General features: G+C 62.5%; 16 protein-coding genes. 7 read left to right on the top strand and 9 right to left on the bottom strand.

Annotated elements, in window-relative coordinates; translation table 11 throughout:
- Positions 1-34 precede the first annotated feature (34 nt).
- Positions 35-853, top strand: coding sequence for an orotidine-5'-phosphate decarboxylase (gene pyrF, locus F2P46_RS29330; protein WP_166896923.1), 819 nt, complete (start codon positions 35-37; stop codon positions 851-853).
- Positions 854-951: 98 nt separating this feature from the next.
- Here pyrF and sbcB read toward each other — a convergent pair whose 3' ends face one another.
- Complete coding sequence (gene sbcB, locus F2P46_RS29335) at positions 952-2,400, bottom strand: exodeoxyribonuclease I (protein WP_166896925.1); 1,449 nt, start codon at positions 2,398-2,400, stop codon at positions 952-954.
- A 233-nt stretch (positions 2,401-2,633) separates the two neighbouring features.
- The gene (locus tag F2P46_RS29340) at positions 2,634-3,599 is read right to left on the bottom strand and encodes a GGDEF domain-containing protein (RefSeq protein WP_166897022.1); all 966 of its coding nucleotides are present in this window, start codon (positions 3,597-3,599) and stop codon (positions 2,634-2,636) included.
- Positions 3,600-3,695: 96 nt separating this feature from the next.
- Between F2P46_RS29340 and F2P46_RS29345 the strand changes: the two genes are divergently transcribed.
- Complete coding sequence (locus F2P46_RS29345) at positions 3,696-4,502, top strand: helical backbone metal receptor (protein WP_166896927.1); 807 nt, start codon at positions 3,696-3,698, stop codon at positions 4,500-4,502.
- A gap of 217 nt (positions 4,503-4,719) precedes the next feature.
- Here the strand turns inward: F2P46_RS29345 and F2P46_RS29350 are convergent, their stop codons facing one another.
- From F2P46_RS29350 to F2P46_RS29360, 3 genes are all read right to left on the bottom strand, one after another.
- Positions 4,720-5,085, bottom strand: a complete 366-nt coding sequence (locus F2P46_RS29350) for an HPF/RaiA family ribosome-associated protein (RefSeq protein ID WP_166896929.1) — start codon at positions 5,083-5,085, stop codon at positions 4,720-4,722.
- A gap of 161 nt (positions 5,086-5,246) precedes the next feature.
- Positions 5,247-5,738: a GNAT family N-acetyltransferase gene (locus F2P46_RS29355; RefSeq protein WP_166896931.1), complete on the bottom strand. Its 492-nt coding sequence runs from the start codon at positions 5,736-5,738 to the stop codon at positions 5,247-5,249.
- Positions 5,735-7,015 (bottom strand): MFS transporter, encoded by a 1,281-nt coding sequence (locus tag F2P46_RS29360; protein ID WP_166896933.1) that lies wholly within the window; start codon positions 7,013-7,015, stop codon positions 5,735-5,737. The genes F2P46_RS29355 and F2P46_RS29360 overlap by 4 nt, the downstream gene beginning before the upstream one ends.
- A 124-nt stretch (positions 7,016-7,139) precedes the next feature.
- Between F2P46_RS29360 and F2P46_RS29365 the strand changes: the two genes are divergently transcribed.
- The gene (locus F2P46_RS29365; protein ID WP_166896935.1) at positions 7,140-7,751 is read left to right on the top strand and encodes a lysophospholipid acyltransferase family protein; all 612 of its coding nucleotides are present in this window, start codon (positions 7,140-7,142) and stop codon (positions 7,749-7,751) included.
- A 127-nt stretch (positions 7,752-7,878) separates the two neighbouring features.
- Here F2P46_RS29365 and F2P46_RS29370 read toward each other — a convergent pair whose 3' ends face one another.
- Positions 7,879-8,901 (bottom strand): CDP-6-deoxy-delta-3,4-glucoseen reductase, encoded by a 1,023-nt coding sequence (locus tag F2P46_RS29370; protein ID WP_166896937.1) that lies wholly within the window; start codon positions 8,899-8,901, stop codon positions 7,879-7,881.
- A gap of 202 nt (positions 8,902-9,103) precedes the next feature.
- Between F2P46_RS29370 and F2P46_RS29375 the strand changes: the two genes are divergently transcribed.
- The 4 genes from F2P46_RS29375 to F2P46_RS29390 all read left to right on the top strand — a co-directional run bounded on the left by F2P46_RS29375 (position 9,104) and on the right by F2P46_RS29390 (position 11,113).
- Complete coding sequence (locus F2P46_RS29375) at positions 9,104-9,991, top strand: SDR family oxidoreductase (RefSeq protein ID WP_166896939.1); 888 nt, start codon at positions 9,104-9,106, stop codon at positions 9,989-9,991.
- A 22-nt stretch (positions 9,992-10,013) separates the two neighbouring features.
- Positions 10,014-10,217: a hypothetical protein gene (locus F2P46_RS29380; RefSeq protein ID WP_166896941.1), complete on the top strand. Its 204-nt coding sequence runs from the start codon at positions 10,014-10,016 to the stop codon at positions 10,215-10,217.
- Positions 10,218-10,435: 218 nt separating this feature from the next.
- On the top strand, positions 10,436-10,660 hold the full coding sequence (locus tag F2P46_RS29385) for a hypothetical protein (RefSeq protein ID WP_166896943.1): 225 nt from the start codon (positions 10,436-10,438) through the stop codon (positions 10,658-10,660).
- A 186-nt stretch (positions 10,661-10,846) separates the two neighbouring features.
- Positions 10,847-11,113: a hypothetical protein gene (locus F2P46_RS29390; RefSeq protein WP_166896945.1), complete on the top strand. Its 267-nt coding sequence runs from the start codon at positions 10,847-10,849 to the stop codon at positions 11,111-11,113.
- Between the two features lie 198 nt (positions 11,114-11,311).
- Here F2P46_RS29390 and F2P46_RS29395 read toward each other — a convergent pair whose 3' ends face one another.
- From F2P46_RS29395 to F2P46_RS29405, 3 genes are all read right to left on the bottom strand, one after another.
- Complete coding sequence (locus F2P46_RS29395; RefSeq protein ID WP_166896947.1) at positions 11,312-12,466, bottom strand: glycine-rich domain-containing protein-like; 1,155 nt, start codon at positions 12,464-12,466, stop codon at positions 11,312-11,314.
- A gap of 293 nt (positions 12,467-12,759) precedes the next feature.
- Positions 12,760-14,517 carry a CHASE domain-containing protein gene (locus tag F2P46_RS29400; RefSeq protein ID WP_368737972.1) on the bottom strand — a complete coding sequence of 586 codons (1,758 nt, stop codon included), beginning with the start codon at positions 14,515-14,517 and terminating at the stop codon, positions 12,760-12,762.
- 286 nt (positions 14,518-14,803) lie between these two features.
- On the bottom strand, positions 14,804-16,561 hold the full coding sequence (locus tag F2P46_RS29405) for a glutamine--tRNA ligase/YqeY domain fusion protein (protein WP_166896951.1): 1,758 nt from the start codon (positions 16,559-16,561) through the stop codon (positions 14,804-14,806).
- Positions 16,562-16,903 lie beyond the last annotated feature (342 nt).

Here is a 16,903-nt window from a genome sequence, read left to right on the forward strand (position 1 = left end):
ATGGCGGGTTTGTAATTGACTACGAGGCTGTCCTGTGAACTTTATCAACAAGCTGTCCGCCGCCTGGACCACCAACAACTCTCTGCTGTGCGTCGGTCTCGACCCCGACCTGGCGCGTTTCCCGGCCCAACTGGCCAAGGAGCCTGACGCGATTTTCCTGTTTTGCAAGGAAATCATCGACGCCACGGCGGACCTGGCCTGTTCCTTCAAGCCGCAGATCGCTTACTTTGCCGCGTTGGGCGCGGAGGGGCAATTGGAGCGCATTTGCGCGTATGCGCGCCAGCATTATCCGCATATTCCCCTCATTCTCGACGCCAAGCGCGGCGACATCGGCGCCACCGCGCGCCAGTACGCGCGCGAAGCGTTCGACCGCTACGGGGCCGATGCCGTCACGGTCAATCCGTACATGGGTTTCGATTCGGTCGAGCCGTACATGGAGTGGACCGATCGCGGCGCCATTGTGCTGTGCCGCACGTCCAATCCGGGCGGATCGGACTTGCAGTTTCTGATGGCCGATGGCAAGCCGCTGTACCAGCATGTGGCGCGCATGGTGGCGGAGAAGTGGAACACGAATGGGCAGTGCGCGCTGGTGGTGGGGGCGACTTTTCCGGACGAGTTGGCGCAGGTGCGGGCGATCGTGGGCGAGATGCCGCTGCTGGTGCCGGGTGTGGGTGCGCAGGGTGGCGATGTGGAAGCGACCGTCAGGTCGGGCCGCACGGCCAGCGGCGCCGGCATGATGATCAACTCCTCGCGCGCGATTTTGTACGCGACGGCGCAGGGGAGCGAGGATTTCGCGGCGGCGGCGCGCCGGGTGGCGCTGGAAACAAGGGACGCGATCAATTTGTATCGCTAACTTGTCGTTCCCGCTAGATCCCAAACCGTCGTTCCCGGCAAGGGGGCCGCCGAGGCCGGGAACGACGATTTTAAGGCTAGCGATAAACGCCGACTCGCCTAATACCTGCTCGGCGCAATCGCCTCCGCATAATCGTACAGCGTTCCCAAAATCTCTTCGGCCCGCTCGTCCGCGTCTTCCGACAAGGTATCGATCTCGGCAAACAGCTGCTCGATCGTGCGCGCGCCGCCTTGCCCGTCGAACAGCTTGGCCGCGCGGTGTTCTTCCCACTGCTGCGCTTCCGCCTCACTGAGCAAGTCCGGGAAATTGCGCGCGCGATACCTGAACACCAGTTCCACCAGCCGCTGATCTTCAAACGATGGCTTGGCCTTGGCCAGCTTCTCGGGGGTCTCGGCCCGTAAGGACTCCAGCTTGCGCCGGTCGCCGTTGCCGATAAACCCGCCATACAAATCCTCGTCCACATCCACGGTCTCTTGCGCGCCCGGCCGCTGGTACACCTGCGCCCACAAGGCCCCCATATCCGGCCCCGCCGCCGCCACGGCCGCGAACGCGCGCGCCTGCTCGATATCGATGCCCCACTTCTGCGCCATTTCTGTCGTGAGGGTCTTGAGATTGCCTACCAGCATCGGTGACTTGTTCACATGGATGCTCTTGATCGGCAAGCGCGTCACGCCTTCCGGCAAATCGGCCGAACGCGTGAACATGCGCAGGCGGATCGTGTCCGCGTCGAGCCCGAACAGCTCGGCCGGGTCATGGCTGCAATCCCACACCAGCACTTCATTCTTGTTGGTCGGATGCGTCGCCAGCGGCCATACCAGGCCAATGCAGCCGCGCTCGGTCGGGAACATGCCCGACACGTGCAGGAAGGGCTGGCGCTGGGCCGCCGCCAGGTGCATGCCCATTTCCGAGGCGACCTTGTCTTTCTTGTGCAAGGCCAGGCAAAAATCGAACAGCTTGGGCTGCTTGTCGCGGATCAGGCGCGCCAGGGCGATGGTGGCGCGCACGTCCGACAGCGCATCGTGCGCCGACTCGTGCAGCAAGCCATTGGCCTTGGCCAGGTGCTCGAGCTTGAAACTTGGCTTGCCATCCTCGCGCACCGGCCATTCGATGCCTTCCGGGCGCAACGCATAGGTCATGCGCACCACGTCGAGCAAGTCCCAGCGTCCGCAATTGTGCTGCCACTCGCGCGCGTACGGGTCGATCAGGTTGCGCCAGAACAAAAAGCGCGTGATCTCGTCATCGAAACGGATGGTGTTGTAGCCCACCCCGATGGTGCCGGCCTGGCTGAAGGCCGCTTCGATGGTGGCCGCGAACTGGTGCTCGGGCACGCCCAGCTCCAGGCATTGCTGCGGCGTGATGCCGGTGATCAGGCACGATTGCGGATCGGGCAGGAAATCCGGCGCCGGCTGGCAGTACAGCATGATCGGCTCGCCGATTTCGTTCAGGGCGGCATCGGTGCGGATCGCGGCGAACTGCGCCGGACGATCGCGGCGCGGCTGGGCGCCGAAGGTTTCGTAGTCGTGCCAGAGAAAGGTATGGGTGGTCATGGAACTTTGATCAATAAGTAGCAGCCCTGGGACGTGCGCCTCGGGGCGGACCCTGACACCGATAACTTACGATCCGTCATTCCCGCGCAGGCGGGAATCCAATTTCGTACCGTCACAGACGGATCAACAAACTTGGATTCCCGCCTTCGCGGGAATGACGGCAGGGACGCAGACGTCAGTGGCAGGGGCGGACCCATATGGTACACAGATTGGCGCCGCCCTGGGGCGTGCTTTCAGCGTGCGACCCGGTTGCGTCCACCATCCTTGGCGCGGTACAAGGCGGCGTCGGCCGCTGCGATCAGCGCGCTGTCATCCATGCCCGCTTCCAGCATGGCTACCCCGAACGAGGCCGTGATGTGCGGCAGCGGAACCCGCATATCGCGGAAAATCGCCGCTTCGCGCATGCGTGCGCACAGCCGGTCGGCCACCATCACGGCCAGTGGTTCGGCCGTTTCGGGCAGGATCACCATCAATTCCTCGCCGCCGTAGCGCAGTGCAAAATCGGATGGGCGCAGCGCCGTCGAAATCACATCGGCCGCCGCGCGCAGGGCGTCGTCGCCGGCCAGGTGGCCGTGGGTATCGTTGAACAATTTAAAGTGATCGAGGTCGAGCATCACCAGCGCCAGCGGCGTGCCGGCGCGGTGCGCGGTGGCGATCAGCTTGGGCAGCATGTCGTTCATCCAGGCGCGGTTGTAGAGCCCGGTCAAGCCATCGTTCATCGACAGCTGGCGGTAGAATTCGCCCAGCTTCTGACGCCGGCGCAACAGCGCGTTGGCGGCCCGGATGCGGAATGACAGCAACCGCAACAGGTTGCGCGCCAGGCCGTTCGACTGGTCGATCAGCTTCCACACCAGCTCGCCCTCGATGACGAGCAGTTCCGATTCTTCCAGCGCGCTGATCGAGGCCAGGTTGGCCGCTTCGTCCAGCACCGATTGCTCGCCCACGCTCTCGCCCGGCAAAATCTTGCTGACGGTGCCGTCGGCCATGCCGTTGCGGGTGTCGGCTTCGACCGCCAAGGCGCCGCGCAGCACGATGTACAGGCGCGCGCGGTTGCTGTCTTCGACCTTGGCGCCGGTGTCGAGCCGTACGACGGCGCACCCGGCCAGCGCTTGCGCGATCTGCTCGTCGTCGATGTCGCGGAACAAATGCAAGTCGCGGATGGTGTAGCTCGATGCTGCGAAGGTACCGATCTGTTCCAACATAGTCTCTCCGGTCAAATGTGCGCCGCTATAACCATTGGCGTTTGCATCATATCAGTGTTCCAATAGCGTCATTCGAATTGAACCGTTCATTCCATGCATTTCACCGACGCCCTTGGCACCCCATTTCAGCCCGACCCGGCGGCACGGATCGTGTCGCTGGTGCCCTCGATTACCGAATTGCTGTGCGACCTCGGCCTGGCCGGGCAAGTGGTCGGGCGCACCGGTTTTTGCATCCATCCGGCCGCGCAGGTGGCCTCGATTGCCAAGATCGGCGGCACCAAGGATGTGAACCTGGAAAAAATCCGCAAGCTCGCGCCCACCCATCTGGTGGTCAACATCGACGAAAACGAAAAGCCGACCGTCGACGCGCTGGCCGCATTCGTGCCGCATATCGTTGTTACCCATCCGGTGGCGCCGCGCGACAACCTTGCACTGGCGCGCCTGATGGGCGGGATTTTTTGCGCCAGCGAGAAGGCCGAAGCATGGTGCGCGGACTTCGAAGCGGAGTACGCGGCGCTGCAAGCCTTGCCCAAGGGACGCCCGGCGACCGTGCTGTACTGCATCTGGCAGGATCCATGGATGAGCATTTCGGCCGATACCTACATCGCCCGCATGATGGCCGAGATCGGCTGGAGCGTGCCGCAACTGGGCGACCCGGCGCGCGATGCCACCCGTTACCCGTGTTTTAGCTGGTCCGACGACTTGGTGGCGCGTATTGACGGCGTGCTGCTGTCGACCGAGCCGTATCGTTTTACGGACGTCCACGCGGACGCGCTGGAAAAGCAGATCGGCAAGCCGGTCCATTTGATCGATGGGGAAATGATGTCGTGGTACGGCAGCCGTTCGCTGGCTGGTTTGCGCTACCTGCGCGCGCTGGCACAGTCGGCGTCGATGTTCTGAGCGGGGCAGCGGATGTGCCATGCTGGTGCTGCCTCGCGCCGATGCAGGCCAGCCTGCCGTGAAGCAGGCGCTGGCGGGGACCTCGAAAAACCTACTGCGCCGCGCAATTTTCGCCCTGCGATGCTCACCGAACCTTCGTACGGTTGCGCTTCTCGAACGAAGCTTGCGCCGCTCGCTACGGTTTTTCGAGCTCCCCTGTCGACGCTTGACAGAAAAATTACTCGTTCACTTCGTCCGGCTCGGGCACCAGTTTCGGCGTGGCGTGCAGCTGCTTGTCGTGCAGACGGCCCAGGGCGCTTTCGATGGCGCGCTTGAGTTTGTCGGCGGCGCCGGTGATGGCCTGGTGCAGGTGTACCGAATGGTCGCTCACGGCGATTGGCTGGTAGCCGGTCACGCGCGCTTCGAGCAGGCAGCGGTTGCCGCCGTCGGAGGATTTCTGGCTGTTATCGTCGCTGAGGTGGACTTCAACACGGGTAATGTGTTCGCTAAAACGGGAAACGGCGGCGGAGACCACGGATTGCACATGATCGTCGAGGCCTTGATGACGTTCGATCGTTTTATCTGTATTGATGTTGATTTGCATAAGCTCACTCCCGGCTGTTCATAAAGGTACTGGCACAACCCTTTTCTACCTGCATGTGCGGCTTGCGCGCATTGCTGCGCCACGCCAGGGTTGGCACTTCGTTAAGCACACGACCTATATTACACCTTTCGTTGATATTGCTCAGTGCAAATGAAATCGGGTCATGCCGGCGGCCAGCGCAGGGCGTCCGCAAGGGTGTCGGCGCGCTCGATGCCGAAGCCCATGTTCAGGTATAAACGGCGCGCTTGAGGATTGCTGCGATGCACAGACAAAGTTAGCGGCAGGCGATGTCCGGCCGCCCATTGCTGGAGTGCGCGCAGCACGGCGCTGCCGATGCCGCGGCCGCGCGCATGCGGCAGCAGGGCGATATCGACCAGGCGCACGGCCAGCGGCCCATGGTCGACCACGATGCGCGCCACCGCTTCCTGGCCCTCGTGCAAGATCAGATACAGGGCATCGGGAAAGCGCTCGCGGTAATCGGCCCCTTGCAGGCGCTGCTGCATCGATATCAGCGAAGCGGCCAGGGTCGGATCGGTGCCGCCGCTGCCGAGCAAGTCCTGGCGCGTAGAGGCGTACAGGCGCGCCAGGAACGGCGCATCGCCCGGCGCCGGGGCACGCGCCCCGAACGCGTGCAGATGGGTGGCCAGCGTCACGGCAGGGCCTTGGCGTCGCGCGCGGTGGCCTCTTCTGCTTCCTCTTTGTCGTGATGGGGAAAGCGGTCCATGCGCGAGAGCACCGGGAACTTGAAGATCCAGATCGCGGTGACCGCCAGGGTGGCGGCGCCGCCGAACAAGATGGCGCGGGTCAGGCCGAACCAGCCGGCGGTCAGGCCCGACTCGAATTCGCCGAGCTCGTTGGATGCGCCGATGAACACCGCATTGACCGCGCTCACGCGGCCGCGGATCTCGTCCGGCGTTTCGAACTGCACCAGCAGATGGCGCACGTAGACGCTGACCATATCGCCCGCGCCGAGCAGGAACAGGGCCGCCAGCGCGACCGGAAAACTCGCGCTCCCGCCCAGCACCAGGGTGGCCAGGCCGAACACCGCCACGCCGCCGAACATCCACGCGCCGACGCGGCGGCGGATCGGATAAAACGCCAGCAACACCGAGCACAGCGCGGCGCCGACGCCGGGCGCGGTGCGCAGCAGGCCCAGGCCCGCCGAGTCCACCTGCAGCACATCGTGCGCATACGCCGGCAACAGCGCCGTGGCGCCGCCGAACAGCACCGCGAACAGGTCGAGCGAAATGGCCCCCAGCATGATCGGGCGCGACCACACGAAGCGCAAGCCTTCCAGCACCGTGTGCCAGGTCGCCGGATCCTTGTTGACCGCCTGCGGCGCGCTGGTGGTGAGCGCCATCAGGATCACCGACAGCACCAGCAGCGCGGCGGCGGCCAGGTACACGGTGGACGGCCCGGCGATGTACAGCAAGCCGCCCAGCACGGGTCCGACAATGACGGCGACGTGAAAGGCCGAGGAACTGAGGGCGACGGCCTGGCTGAAGCTATCGTTCGGCACCATGTTGCGCAGCACCGCCTGGGTGGCCGGCATCATGAAGGCGCGTGCGCTGCCGAACAGCACCAGGACCGCAAACACCGGCCACACCACCCCGATCCCGCTTACGGTGAAGGCCAGCAACAGCAAACCGCACAGCAACTGCGTGAGGAGGCAGATGATGATGATCAGGCGCCGGTTGTAGCGGTCGGCCGTGTGGCCGGCCAGCAAGATCAACACCAGGAACGGGGCGAATTGGGCCAGGCCGATCAAGCCCAGGTCGAACAGGCTGCCGGTCATTTGATACACCTGCCAGCCGATGGCCACGCTTTGCATCTGTACCGCCAGGGTGCCCAACACGCGCGCCGCAAGATAAAACGAGAAATTTCGATTGCGCAAAACACTGAAACCGTTGGACGGTGACATCACGGACATAGGAACTTTCGGGACTGGCTACGCGGGTAGGGTAAAATGATTCTTTCCAGAATCATCAACATGGCATTGTGCCCGATGTTTCCTGACCCTGCTGGCTGTGCCCCTTCCTTGTCGTTATCGTTTTATGCAGAACACCATATTTGACACCCCTGTCGTCAACACCCTGATGAGAGGCTTTTCGCTGCTGACCTTGCGCCTGCTGGGATGGCGAACCGAAGGATTGACGCCGGAGCAGATTGCCGGCTATTCCCGGTACGTCCTCATCGCCGCGCCACACACCAGCAACTGGGATTTCCCGATGACGCTGATGGTGTGTTTCGCCTTGCGGCTGCGGGTGTACTGGATGGCCAAGTCGAGTCTGTTCAAATGGCCGATCGGCTGGCTGTCGCGTTGGCTGGGCGGGATTGCGATCGACCGCACGGCATCGAACAACACGGTCCAGAACACGATTGACGCGTTCGTCAAGCGCGAGCGGCTGGCGGTGATTGTCGCGCCGGAAGGCACGCGCGGCAAGGTCACGCATTGGAAGACGGGGTTTTATCACATTGCGCACGGCGCCAACGTACCGATCGCGCTGGCCTACCTGGACTTCAAGCGCAAGACGGGTGGCATCGGGCGCATGTTCCAGACCACGGGCGACATCACCCTCGACATGGCCGAGATCCAGCAGTTCTACAGCGGCGTGACCGGCAAAAACAGCGACCAGTTCGACGCCAGCTCGGTCAAGCGAAAGTAATCCACCAACCGGGGTCACCAACCGGGGTCAGAGCTTTAATTAGCAATAAATTGCTAATTAAAGCTCTGACCCCGGTTAGGAAACGTTTCTAGTTAAAGCTCTGACCCCGGATTGTGGCGCGGCCCAGTTAGGCCAGGTCGGCTTCGCTGGTGAAGGCGTCGGCGTAGAATTCCTCGGCCGGCAAGCCGCATTGCTCGACGTACTCGCGGCGCGCCGCTTCGACCACCACCGGCGCGCCGCAGGCGTACACCTGGTGGCCGGACAGGTCGGGGAAGTCGTGCATCACGGCGGCGTGGACGTAGCCGGTGCGCCCGCTCCAGTGGTCTTCCGGGAAGGCGTGCGATACCACCGGCACGTACTTGAACTGGGGCAGGGTGGCCGCCCATTCTTCGCACAGCGCATTCATGTACAGGTCGCTTGGCCGGCGTCCGCCCCAGTACAGGCTGACCGGACGGGTGGAACCCAGGTGGATCAGGTGCTCGACCAGCGCCTTGACCGGCGCGAAACCAGTGCCGGAGGCCAGCAGCACGATCGGCTTGTCGCTGTCTTCGCGCAGGTAAAAGGTGCCGAACGGCCCTTCGAAGCGCAAAATGTCGCGCTCTTTCATGGTGTTGAACACTTGCTCCGTGAACAGGCCTCCCGCCATGTAGCGAATGTGCAAGGTCAGTGGACCGCCCTGGCTGGGCGCGCTTGCCATGCTGTAGCTGCGCCGCTTGCCGTCGCGTAGCATGAACTCGATATATTGCCCCGGACGGTAGGCCAGCGCTTCATTGGCCGGCAGTTGCAGGGTGACGATGGCCACGTCCGGCGCCGGTTTTTCGATGCTGGCCACGCGCGATGGCATCTTGCGCACCGGATAATCGGTGCTGCCGCCCACTTCGCGCGCTTCGATCACCAGATCGGCCGCCGTGGTGGCGCAGCAGAACAGCGAATAGCCCTGGGCTTTTTCTTCGTCGCTCAGGGCGCGCTGCTGGTGCGCCTTGTGCGTCACCGTGCCGGAGACAATCTTGCCCTTGCAGGAACCGCAGGCGCCATTTTTGCAGCCGTAGGGCAGGCCGATGCCGGCGCGGATCGCCGCCGCCAGCACGGTTTCGTCCGCTTCACAGGCAAACTGGTGGCCGCTCGGCTGGACAGTAATCTGAAACGTCATATCGTCATCATCAATAAGAACTACATGGTCGGGGTCGATCGTGCCGGTGTTACCACTTCTGCCGCGACGACCGACGGTTGCGGGTATTTTACATGCACTCCCGCCGGCGCCGCGTGCAACAGCCCGCCAGCCCGGCCCCGCCACCGGCGCTGTCTTTATCTTGTATATTGTCCGGCTACGCCATCGCTAACCTTCCATTCACATGATGACCTCTTCACCCTTCAAACGGCCGCGTCTCCTGATTCTCGGCTGCGGCGACGTCGGCATGCGCCTGTTGCCGCTGGTGCGCGCGCGCTTTCGCGTCTTCGCCGTCACCAGCAATGCCGAACGCTGCGCCGAGTTGCGCGCGGCCGGCGCGATTCCCATCATTGCCGACCTGGACCATCCGGCCAGCCTGAAACGCCTGGCTGGCCTGGCCGACTGGGTGGTGCACATGGCACCGCCGCCAAGCGAAGGCGCCACCGATTCGCGCACGCGCAACTTGTGCGCGGTGCTGGCGCCTGGCGCGCGCATGGTGTATATCAGTACCACCGGGGTGTACGGCGACTGCGGCGGCGCGCTGATCGATGAAACCCGCACCGTGGCCCCGCGCAATGCGCGCGCCCAGCGCCGGGTCGATGCCGAACGGGTGCTGCGCGCCTGGGCCAGCCGCAGCGGCGCGCGCCTGGCGATCCTGCGCGTGCCCGGCATCTATGCGCGCGAGCGCTTGCCCCTGCGCCGCCTGGAGCAGGGCACGCCCGCACTGCTGGCGTCGGAGGACGTGTTCACCAACCATATCCACGCCGACGACCTGGCGCGGATTGTCGCATTGGCCTTGTACAGGACATTGCCCGGACGCATCTATCATGCCGTCGACGATACCCATATGAAAATGGCGGACTATTTCGATACCGTGGCCGACGCCTTTGGCATGGCGCGTCCGCCTCGCGTTGCGAGATCGCAACTAGTTGCTTCGGTATCTCCCATGTTGCTGTCGTTTATGTCCGAATCGCGGCGCATGAGCAACCAGCGCATCAAGCAGGAACTGGGCGTGCGCCTGCGTTATCCGCAAGTGGCGCCGGCGGTGGCGGCGATGGCGCTGGTAAAATGACGGTCCTCACTAAGGAAGCGCGATGACCTACGAAGAATATCTTGATGAAGTAACCACCCTGATCACCGAAAAGTACAACCTGAGCGACGCTGCCGCGATCAAGCTGGTCGTGAAAGCGCAGGACGCCGAATTTTTCGTCGAGCATGACGAGAAGGAAGACATGCGCACCGTGGACCGCGCGCACCAGGATGCCAAGGCTTTGTACCTGGCAAGCCAGAAGAAATAGGCAGAAACCCGGCTGTCAATGGGTGAATTCCCGCGCTCGTTTGACGGCCATCAAGTTCTGGGCGCGGCTTGGTCGTATTGTGTGCGATGTCGTCTCTCAATTGCTCACTTGTGCTTAACGCCATGCCTACCGCCGTGCCTACCGCCGTGCCTACCGCCGTGCCTACCGCCGTGCCACATCGGATTATCCAGCCGTCCAAAGAACAAGTACGCGCCTACATGGCCCGGCGCGAGGGCGCGCGGCGCCCGCCGCCGCCGCCCGACGAGATCCGCCGCCAGCTCGGCTGGCGCCTTGTCCGCCCCGATAGTGAGCGCTTGCTCATCGAATTCTATCTGATTCCCACCAACTACAGCTGTTTGGCCACGCAGATTGCCCTGTACTGGCTGTTTGCGCCCGCGCGGCGCGCCTCGCGCCGGTCACAATCTCACCAAATATTGCCTTAAACACAAAGTGTATTGAGTTTAAGTTCTGTTGGTTGAGCGAATGTCAACACTTAGGTGTATGATGCAAGCCCATGCCTAAACAGCCGCATATTCAGGCTGTTTTTGCGATCACCGCTTACTAATCGACTGTAAAGACAGTGCCCTGGCGAATATGCCACGGGCGCGAATTTCGAGAGACTTAAATTCATGACCAATCGCAGATTTCCTGAAGAACCGACTTACGATCCGAACAAGGTGCTCGACGCCATCATCGAACGCTTGCAGCTCAAGAACGATGCGGCCCTGTCGCGCGCGCTTGAAGTTGCGCCACCCGTGATCAGTAAAATCCGCCACCGCACCTTGCCGATCGGCGCGACCATCCTGTTGCGCATGCATGAGATCAGCGATTTCAGTATCCGGGAATTGCGCGCCATGATGGGTGTGCCGGCGGTGAGCATCAATCTCAACGCCTGAGGCGAGCCAAAAGAAAAGGGGCACCACGTGCCCCTTGGGATGGCAATGCCGGTCCGCTTTGCAGCGCGTCGGCTTTACCTTTCTGGTGCCCTTGCGCGTTACCGTGGCGCCGCCACCCATGCTTGACCATCACGTTGCGCAGGCTGCGCGTGCGGCCAGGCATTACTCATTGCCGGCGTCCAGCGTGGCCTGACTTGTTCAAGCCGACTGCGCCACGCCCTTGCTGATCGATAGCAGCAGGTCCGATGTGGCGGCGGTCACAACCATGGGCTCGCTCGAGACCCTCGTGCACCAGGCCGATTGCACAGCCGCTGGCATGGCCCTGGTGCACCATGCCGATTTCACTGCCTCTGCGCTGGTGCGCGTGCACCAGGCCGATTTTGCTTCCGGCGTTGCAGTGCGTGTGCACCAGGCGGATTTTGCTTCCGGCGTTGCAGTGCGTGTGCACCAGGCCGATTTTGCTTCCGGCGTCGCAGTGCGCGTGCACCAGGCCGATTTTGCCTCCGGCGTTGCAGTGCGCGTGCACCAGGCCGATTTTGCTTCCGGCGTTGCAGTGCGGGTGCACCAGGCCGATTTTGCTTCCGGCGTTGCAGTGCGGGTGCACCAGGCCGATTTTGCGCTGTCGGTGGCAGCACGCGTGCACCACGCGGCTTTCGCTTGCGGCGTTGCAGTGCGCGTGCACCAGGCGGATTTTGCGCTATCGGTGGTGGTACGGGTGCACCATGCGGCTTTGGTGTCGGCCGATACGGTGCGCGTGCACCAAGCCGAGGTAGCGCTGTCGGTGGTAGTGCGGGTGCACCATGCGGCTTTGGCTGCTTCGGCATTGGTCCGGGTGCACCATGCGGCATTGGCGCCGGCCGATACCGCCGTTTCACCTTCCGCAGTGCGGGTGCACCATGCCGATTGCGCGCCGCCTGCTTCCACCGGCGCCTCTTCGACGGCACGCGTGCACCAGGCGGCGGCGCGGGCGCCATACACTTCACCGAAGGTGCTTTCATACAGGTCGCGCATGCGGTTGCCGCAGTCCTGCAGGTGCTGCGTATCTTCTGCTTCGCCGCTCATGCCCACATACGGATAGTGATGCAGGAAATAGCCGAACGCGTGCTCGCAATCCTTCGCGTACTTCATCGTGTCCAGGATATGGTAGTGCCAGAAGATGTCGACTTCGATCATCGGCGCGGTTTCGTCTTCCGGGAATGCCTTCATCAGATACAGGAAACGGCGATATTCCACTTCCACCGCATCCGCTTTTTCCTGCGACCAGCCTTCGCCGGATTCGGCATGCGTGAGCTTGAATTTGATCGGGTCCAGATCGAGTTCCGAAATTGCTTTGATTGCGTCGTTGGTCATCATGATTAAGCCTCTTTTGTAGAGTTGTGATTGGTTTATGTGACTACATTCCCTGTTTGGACTTGCGGGTGTTACCGGTACTGCAAGCTGCCTGTCTCCTTTCTTTCTTTCTTTCGGTCAATCAATTGCCCGATTACATTGATTTCCGTTACTGTTTGAGGATGTTGCGCCGGCCCGCTTCCGACTTGTTGACTTTGCTCAAGCATTACTCGGGGATATTCCTAGTGCACCGCGGATGCACTGACTGTTCCGCAAGCCATCGAGGAGGAATCTGTTTAGGACAATGCCCGTCGTCATCAGACAAACGCGGCATGCGTTTCATTTTTGCTGGACGCACCGATGGCATGGCCACGGGCGGGCTCATTGTGCAAAGGGACGCTCACGCAGACCGTGGTCCCTTCGCCGCTATCGCTGGTGATGGAAAACGAGCCGCCGAGGATGCTGATGCGTTCCTCGATGCCGACCAGGCCGAACGAGCCGACCTTGGCCCGTTCGCCGGCCTGCAAACCGATGCCGTTGTCGCTGACAGTCATCGACAGGCGGTTGCCGCCCAGCTTGAGTTCGACCCTGACCCGGCTGGCCTGCGCATGGCGCACGATGTTGCTCAGCGATTCTTGCAGGATGCGGAAAAAAGCCGTGGCCGCATGGTCGCTGAGCGCCACTTCCTTCGGTTCGTCGATCAGTTCGCAGGCAATGCCGGTGCGGCGCTTGAATTCGGCGATCTGCCACTCGACCGCCGCCGACAGCCCCAGGTCGAGCACGTTCGGACGCAGGTCGTTGATGATCTGGCGCACGCTCTTGATGGTGGCGTCGATCTGCTGCAAGGTGGAGCGCGCGCGTGCGTGCAGGCGCGGATGGCGCTCGCGTGTGCGCGAACTGAGCATGTCCGCTTCGATGCGCAGCGCCAGCAGGTTCTGGCCAAGGTCGTCGTGGATTTCGCGCGCGATGCGCTTGCGCTCGCCTTCCTTGATCTGGTCGGCGTGGGCCGCCAGGCGGCGCAGGTTCTGGTGCGACAGTTGCAGCTTGGCCTGGCTGTCGCGCAGTTCGCGCGTCATGCCCTTGGCCATCTTGATGGCGCGCCGCCGTGACGAGGTCAGCGCATGGAACAGGGCGTACAACAGCATCGAGCTGACCGAGCCGGCCATCATCGCCAGCCACGGCGCGAATTCCTCGAAGCCAGTGTACAGCTCGGTGGTGGCGACGCTGAAGGTGGCGTCCCACTGGCGGCCGTTGAAGTCGATCGGCAAGGTCGCGTGGAAGCGTTCCGGCGCCAGCACGGCGGGCAGGGGCGTTTCGTCGTTTCCGCCGCTGTCGAACAACACGCGCCCGCGCAGCATGTCCGGGCCGAGGGCGTTATCGACCAGCATCATGCGCACATTCTTGATCGGCACTTCGTCGATCACGCCCTGCACCAGCTTCTGCACGCTGAAGGCGATGCCGACCGTGCCCAGATAAGCGGCGCGCCGCTGCGCCACGGTCGCGGTCGGCGCATGCGGCCGGTAGACCGGCAGTCGCATGCCGAGCCCGGTGCGGTTCGGTCCCGAGATAAACGAAATCGGCAAGCCCGAGGTGAACAGCTTGCCGGTGTCGCGCAGCTCGCCGAGCGTGTCGACGATCAGGGGATTGGTGAACAGGTCGTAGCCGAGCGTGGCGGCCCAGCGTACTTCCGGCTCCACGAAGGTGACCACCGTGTAGGAAGGACGGCGCCCGGGCGGCTTGATGGTGAACTCCTCCGCCTCTTCGGCGCCATCGGCCGCGCGTTCCTTGCGCACGCGCTGCAGGAATGCATCGCGGTCGGCCTCCTGCAGCATCTGGGCGAAATTGATGTTTTCGATGGCCGGGAAATTACGCGCCAGTCCCAGCCCGTTGACGTAGCCGTGGAACTGGCGGCGCGTGAGCGGCTCGCTGATCTGGAATACGCTCACCGTGCCGCGCAACACGTCGGTATACGACTTGATGCGGGCGTTGATGGTGTTGCGGGCATTTTGCGCCAGGCCGGCGAAACGGGCGCGCGAATCGGTTTGAATAGAATTGGCGGTGGCAAGGTAAAGCACCAAACCCACCGCCAGGGAGAAGGGCAAGCCGACCCAAAGGGCGGGACGAGCCGTCGAGAATGTTTTTATAGTTGTCTTCAGAGTAAGCATGGTGCGTTGCATTCCTTTCGGTAGCCCCAAATGGCGATGCATTGTTTGATCCACATTAACCGGAAGTTTGTTGTCATAATACCTATTGATCCTGCTAGGTATGGAGATCGGAAAAGTCTGAATATAGAAAAAACCCCGCTGCGGCAGTGCCGGGGCGGGGTTCGGTGGGGACGAAAGCGTCGCGTTTCGGCAACATTTATTTTGCCCAGCTATCTTTCAAAGTAGTAACTCTGTTAAATGCCGGCTTGCCCGGGGTGGAATCCACACGGTCCGCGACGAAGTAGCCGTGGCGCTCGAACTGGAAGCGCTGGTCGGGTTCGGCCGCGCTCATGCCCGGCTCCAGGTAGGCCGTCACCACTTCCAGCGCGTTCGGATTGAGGAACGGCTTCCATTCGCGCCCGCCGGCATCCGGCTGCGGCTCGGTGAACAGGCGGTCGTACAGGCGCACTTCGGCCTCCAGGGCGGTGGCGGCGCTGACCCAGTGAATGTTACCTTTGACCTTGTAGGTGTTCGAACCTTCGGTACCCGATTTGCTGTCCTCGAAATACTTCACGTGAACGGCGGTAACATTCCCATCGGCATCCTTGTCGAAACCGGTGCATTCGGTCACGTAGCCGTGACGCAAGCGAACCCGGCTGCCAGGGGCGTCGCCGATCGGCGGGAAATACCGAAAGTAACCTTTTTGCGGCACTTCCATGAAGTCATCCTGCTCGATCCAGAGCTCCCTTGTTATAGGGAAAGTGCGCAGCCCGCGCTCCGGAAAGTGCGGGTGCACGGGCGAGTTGCATTCGACCGATTCGCCTTCCGGAAAGTTATCAATAATCAACTTCAGCGGACGCAGCACGGCGGTGGCGCGCGGCGCTTTCGGGTCGAGATCTTCGCGCAGGCAGCCTTCCAGGGTGCTCATGTCGATCCAGCCGTCGGCCTTGGACACGCCGATGCGCTCGCAGAACAGCTGGATCGATTCGGGCGTGTAGCCGCGCCGGCGCAGGCCGACGATGGTCGGCATGCGCGGGTCGTCCCAGCCGGTCACGATGCCGTCTTCGACCAGTTCGCGCAGCTTGCGCTTGCTGGTGATCACGTAGGTCAGGTTCAGGCGCGCGAATTCGTACTGGTGCGGCAGCGGCTTCTGGAAGAAGCCGCCTTCGGCCAGGGTCGCCAGCAGCCAGTCGTAGAACGGGCGGTGGTCCTGGAATTCGAGCGTGCAGACCGAATGGGTGATGTTTTCCAGCGCGTCCGAAATCGGGTGCGTGAAGTCGTACATCGGATAGATGCACCAGGCGTCGCCGGTACGGTGATGGTGCGCATGGCGGATCCGGTAAATGGCCGGGTCGCGGTTGGTCATGTTGGGCGAAGCCATCGAATCGGCGCCCATCTTGATGCGCAGGATGTGTTCGCCGTCCTTGTACTTGCCGGCCTTCATGTCGCGCAACATCGCCAGCGATTCCTCGGGTGTGCGGTCGCGGAAGGGCGAGTTGGTGCCGGGCGTGCCGAAGTTGCCGCGGTTTTTCTTGATGTCATCAAAGCTCTGGCTGTCCACGTAGGCGAAGCCGGCCGTGATCAGGTATTCGGCCATGGCGTACAGGCGGTCGAAATAGTCGCTCGCGTAGTACAGGTGGCTCTCGCCCTGTTGTTCCCAGCTGAAACCGAGCCACTTGACGCTGTCGATGATGGTATCGACGTATTCCTGTTCTTCCTTGGCCGGATTGGTATCGTCGAAGCGCAGGTGGCAGCGGCCCTGGTAGTCGCGCGCCAGGCCGAAGTTGACGCAGATCGACTTGGCGTGGCCGATGTGCAGGTAGCCGTTCGGCTCGGGCGGGAAGCGGGTGATAACTGGCGGCAAGCCCTCACGGACGTGCGCGCCGGCGGCCAGGTCGTTCTCGACGATGGCGCGCAGGAAGTTTGGCGACGGGGCATTCGCAGCCGGCGCCGCAGTGTTTTTTTCGTTGCTCATGGAGGAATGCTTTGCGAATGATAGGGTTGTGTCATTCTAACGCAATGCGTATATATTGCGTTAGTGGGCGGGGTGTCGCTACACTTCCGCCGTTGCCGCTACACATAAAACCGTCTTTCCCGCGAAGGCGGGAATCCAATTTCGTCGCTCATCGCAGGTGCCTTGGATTCCCGCCTTCGCGGGAAAGACGGTTTTGAGGGTAGAGGGGCAAAACGAATTGGTCGAAGCTTGTAGTTTGTGACAAAACGACCAAGCCGACGCCACTACACGTCACTCCAGTCGGGCGGCCTTCACTCCCTGCATCCCATTCCGCCCCGCCGCCGCGGTTCTATAGGATAATCT

Origin of the sequence: Massilia sp. CCM 8734, assembly GCF_011682155.1 — a bacterium.
GTDB classification, from domain to species: Bacteria; Pseudomonadota; Gammaproteobacteria; order Burkholderiales; family Burkholderiaceae_D; genus Telluria_A; species Telluria_A rubra.

Excerpts from the sequence above, each read along its gene's own strand:
- sbcB (WP_166896925.1), bottom strand. The coding sequence starts at position 2,400 with ATGACCACCCATACCTTTCTCTGGCACGACTACGAAACCTTCGGCGCC.
- F2P46_RS29345 (WP_166896927.1), top strand. The coding sequence starts at position 3,696 with ATGCATTTCACCGACGCCCTTGGCACCCCATTTCAGCCCGACCCGGCG.
- F2P46_RS29350 (WP_166896929.1), bottom strand. The coding sequence starts at position 5,085 with ATGCAAATCAACATCAATACAGATAAAACGATCGAACGTCATCAAGGC.
- F2P46_RS29360 (WP_166896933.1), bottom strand. The coding sequence starts at position 7,015 with ATGTCCGTGATGTCACCGTCCAACGGTTTCAGTGTTTTGCGCAATCGA.
- F2P46_RS29365 (WP_166896935.1), top strand. The coding sequence starts at position 7,140 with ATGCAGAACACCATATTTGACACCCCTGTCGTCAACACCCTGATGAGA.
- F2P46_RS29370 (WP_166896937.1), bottom strand. The coding sequence starts at position 8,901 with ATGACGTTTCAGATTACTGTCCAGCCGAGCGGCCACCAGTTTGCCTGT.
- F2P46_RS29375 (WP_166896939.1), top strand. The coding sequence starts at position 9,104 with ATGATGACCTCTTCACCCTTCAAACGGCCGCGTCTCCTGATTCTCGGC.
- F2P46_RS29380 (WP_166896941.1), top strand. The coding sequence starts at position 10,014 with ATGACCTACGAAGAATATCTTGATGAAGTAACCACCCTGATCACCGAA.
- F2P46_RS29385 (WP_166896943.1), top strand. The coding sequence starts at position 10,436 with ATGGCCCGGCGCGAGGGCGCGCGGCGCCCGCCGCCGCCGCCCGACGAG.
- F2P46_RS29390 (WP_166896945.1), top strand. The coding sequence starts at position 10,847 with ATGACCAATCGCAGATTTCCTGAAGAACCGACTTACGATCCGAACAAG.
- F2P46_RS29395 (WP_166896947.1), bottom strand. The coding sequence starts at position 12,466 with ATGATGACCAACGACGCAATCAAAGCAATTTCGGAACTCGATCTGGAC.
- F2P46_RS29405 (WP_166896951.1), bottom strand. The coding sequence starts at position 16,561 with ATGAGCAACGAAAAAAACACTGCGGCGCCGGCTGCGAATGCCCCGTCG.